The 3,615-nt window shown below is 51.5% G+C and carries 3 protein-coding genes and 1 tRNA gene; 3 read left to right on the top strand and 1 reads right to left on the bottom strand.

The annotated features are described in order from the left end of the window. Window positions 1–840 (top strand): acyl-CoA dehydrogenase family protein (locus Q0294_RS20090; RefSeq protein WP_299469018.1); only part of this gene is annotated, 840 nt, incomplete at its 5' end. A 33-nt stretch (window positions 841–873) separates the two neighbouring features. Here Q0294_RS20090 and Q0294_RS20085 read toward each other — a convergent pair. Beyond that, window positions 874–2,538, bottom strand: coding sequence for a Na/Pi cotransporter family protein (locus Q0294_RS20085; RefSeq protein WP_299469015.1), 1,665 nt, complete (start codon window positions 2,536–2,538; stop codon window positions 874–876). A 299-nt stretch (window positions 2,539–2,837) separates the two neighbouring features. Between Q0294_RS20085 and Q0294_RS20080 the strand changes: the two genes are divergently transcribed. Next, window positions 2,838–2,911, top strand: a tRNA-Arg gene (locus Q0294_RS20080). Between the two features lie 522 nt (window positions 2,912–3,433). After that, window positions 3,434–3,615 (top strand): hypothetical protein (locus Q0294_RS20075; RefSeq protein WP_299469013.1); only part of this gene is annotated, 182 nt, incomplete at its 3' end.

The raw sequence follows: 3,615 nt of genomic DNA, 5'->3' as shown, positions 1-3,615 counted from the left end.
TTGACCCAGTTTAACGCCGCCTGTCAGCGGATTAACTGGTCGGCAGACCGGAATCTGAAAACCAGCGTGTTTAACGAACTGATCACGGGAACGATGTTTGCCACCGTAGGCATTTCCCATCTGACGACTTCACGCCAGCACCTCAGTAAGCCGTCGGTGATTGCGAAGAAAACTTCAAAAGGCTGGTTGCTGAACGGATTCGTTCCCTGGGTCACCGGCGCCGTGCATGCTGACTACATCGTGACCGGCGGCGTCTGTGATGATGGTACGCAAATTCTCGGGCTGGTCAACACCGATTTTCCGGGAGTCGATATTCAATCGCCGATCGAAATGTTATCGATGACCGGCTCGCAAACGGGGGCCGTCAGTCTGAATCAGGTGACGATTCCCGCTGCAAATCTGATCGCAGGTCCGGTGGAAAATGTCATGAAACGTCTCGACGGTCAAGGGGGCGCGGGTTCCCTGACCACATCGGCTTTAGCGCTGGGAGTTGCCAGGCGGGCGATCTTGCGTCTGGAAGCAGAAGCCGAACAGCGACCAGATCTGCTCGAAATCTTCAATCCCTTCCATGCAGAGTATCAGGCGATTATGGCTGAGATGTTTGAGGCTCTGAATTCGGGAACGCTGAACGGCTCGATCTCCGAGAAGATTCGCGAGCGGTCCAATTCGTTGGTCATCCGTGCGTCGCAGGCGTTATTGGCGGCGGTTAAAGGCGCGGGATTCGTCAAAGGCCATCCCGCAGAACGCGCGATCCGCGAAGCCATGTTTTTCCTGGTCTGGTCCTGTCCGCAACCGGTTGTGAATGCCAATCTGAAAGAATTTGCCTGCGTGCTCGACTGAGAGAGTTGTCGTTCACCGGTTATTTTTTATCGGCTATTTTTCGCCGGCCAATGCTTCCGCCAGATTGATCACATGATCCCGCACCCGACGCAAGGCGTTCAACGTCGCCGTATAAGAAACGTTGATATACGGATCGACTTTTTCCGCCGACAGATATTCCAGATGCTCGCGCGATAATGTTTTCACTTTGTTCTTGATTTCATTTCCGGACTTGACGGTCGCAGAGACGATATCCGTCTTTTCCTGCTGATAAGAGATCGTGACGTGGCTCAGTTGTTTTTCCACCATGTTGAGCACGTCGAGCAGGGAATTATTATGAGTCTCATCAAAGGCCCTGCCCTGCTTGTTTAACTTCAGTCTGAATTTGGCGATTCGCTGCAGGTAATCGCTGATCGATTCATACTCGTCTGCCATTCTCAACTGACGGCGACCTTTCGAGATCACTTCCTGAGGCAGATCCATCGCCAGCAGATGCGTAATGTAGCTGGTGATTTCATCCTGCATGCGGTCCAGTTCTTCTTCATGATGAAAGAGTTTTTCCACATCAGCGGGCTCAGGTATTTCCTGCGAGAGAATGCGATACAGAATCTGGATCATTTCATCGCACATGACCCCCATCTTGATCACTTCTCCCCGCGATTGCTCAATGGCCAGTACCGGCGTTTCGAGAATACGTATATCCAGGCTTCTCAAGTGCACGATTTCCTGTGGTTTGTCTTTGACGATATAGGTCAGTAACGTTGCCATCTGACCTGCGAAAGGCAGAAAGACGAGTGTGTTCAGAATATTAAAAACCGAGTGGGTGGCTGCAATCGCTTTGACGCAGTCCGGATAGGTCGGCTGCCCATCGATCATGACTGCTTTGGTGACATCCACATCAATCAGCCAGGGGATAAATTCGACGTACCAGAAAAAAATGGTCGAGACCCAGATCACGCCGGTAATATTGAATAGAACATGAAAATAGGCCGCGCGGCGTGCGTTGGTGGTGGTGCCTAATGAAGCGAGCAACGCAGTCACCGTCGTACCAATATTCTCACCCAGCACCAGTGCAGCCGCAGTATCGAAGGGAATAAGCCCTGTCGCCGCGAGAGAAATCGTAATGCCCAGCGTGGCCGACGACGATTGCACCAGCACGGTCAGAATGCAGCCGACCAGCATGCACTGATACAGGCCGATATAAGTGTCTGCCGTAAAATGCAGAAACCATTCCTGAAACTCCGGCAGATCCTTCAGAAATTTACAGGCATCTTTCATGAGCTGTAAACCGAAAAAGACCATGCCGACCCCCATCACTGCCAGAGCCGTATAACGCACTTTTTCTCGTTTGGTAAACAGGTACACAAACGCGGAGACCCCCAACATCGGCAGACCATACTTACCGATCTTCAGCACCAGGATCCAGCCCGTGATCGTCGTGCCGACATTGGCTCCCATGATCACACCGATGGCCTGCGTCAACGACATCAACCCACCGTTGACAAAGCCCACCGTCATCACCGTGGTGACAGAGCTGGACTGAACCAGCACGGTCACCAGAAATCCCACCAGGGTCGCCAGAACCCGGTTGTTCGTCACCGCGCCGATCAGTCTTCTCAAACTGGCGCCCGCGATGGATTGCAGACCCTGGGACATGTATTTCATTCCCAGGAGGAAGATCCCCAGACCTCCGATAAGGGTGGTCGTCATTTCAAACATGATGTTTCCGGATCCTGTTATGTGAGCGTATCTGTCCCAATCAAAGGTGAATGGGAGTGTTGACTGGTGTTCATTTGGATTGATGATTGTTAAGATTTTGCATATTTATTATGAAGAACTGTTAATATTACAAGTCTCTGACGGGACTCTCTTTCAACTCGGCACTAAAATTACGGTGCTATAGCTTGTGAGATCGTTCCCCGAACGGTAAATCAGTTCATAGACTGTTGTGGAAACGAGTTGTCGAGAATCAAACCGCCCGTAATCCGTCCGTTTACACGCGTTTGTTCCCCTTTCAGGCCCCCGTAGCTCAATTGGATAGAGTGCTGGCTTCCGAAGCCAGAGGTTGCTGGTTCGAGCCCAGCCGGGGGTATTTGAAAAACAGATTCCCGTGCACACATCTGAAAACTCCTCACAGCCTGCTGAAAAAATTCGACTTGACGTGAACGCGGCGTTGAATAGTTTATCTGGAGTTGTGTGTCGCGCGCGAGAACACTGCGGGTTCAGGTGAAAAACTGAAACCAGTCTCCAGCGCCCCTGACAAAAACCGCTTGTTTCAGAGCGATTTTTAAAAAGGAACCCTTTCCATTTTGTGCGTTTCGACACACACCCGCGCATTCCCGACAGCACCCGGCCCACGCCCTGCCCCACGAGAAACACTCCCAAACACAGCTCGCCCCACATCAAACTCCCCTTTCCTCTTGACTCTACCCTGCCCCTGAAGATGATTTGCATCATTGATTTTGTAGTTTCATTCCATGCCCGTGTCGGCCCGGAGACACATCCAGACCAAGCGCAGCACACAGGAAATCGACGAATCGATTTACAAAAGTGAGCGGCACGGCGCCAGCCGCCGGTTGTTCCGCATGCGGTGCATATCGAGTATAAAATCACAATGAAACAGACGACACAAAACCCGCCTGAAACAATTTTACCCGATGTCTCTCAGGCAGCCGCAGATGAAGATCCGGCACTGGTTCCCAATAGCAGAGGAACACCAAAAGTCGCGGCTGACACCTGTGTGAACCTTTTGAAAGCATCACAATCTGTGGTTTTGCTTAATGTTCGGTTTCGAGA

The organism is uncultured Gimesia sp. (genome assembly GCF_937919775.1).
Taxonomy (GTDB): Bacteria; Planctomycetota; Planctomycetia; order Planctomycetales; family Planctomycetaceae; genus Gimesia.
Note: the sequence above shows the minus strand (reverse complement) of the source record. Positions and strands in the feature narration are given on the sequence as shown.

Bases quoted from the DNA above. Each gene is read 5' to 3' on its own strand.
- Q0294_RS20085 (WP_299469015.1), bottom strand. From the start codon at position 2,538: ATGTTTGAAATGACGACCACCCTTATCGGAGGTCTGGGGATCTTCCTC.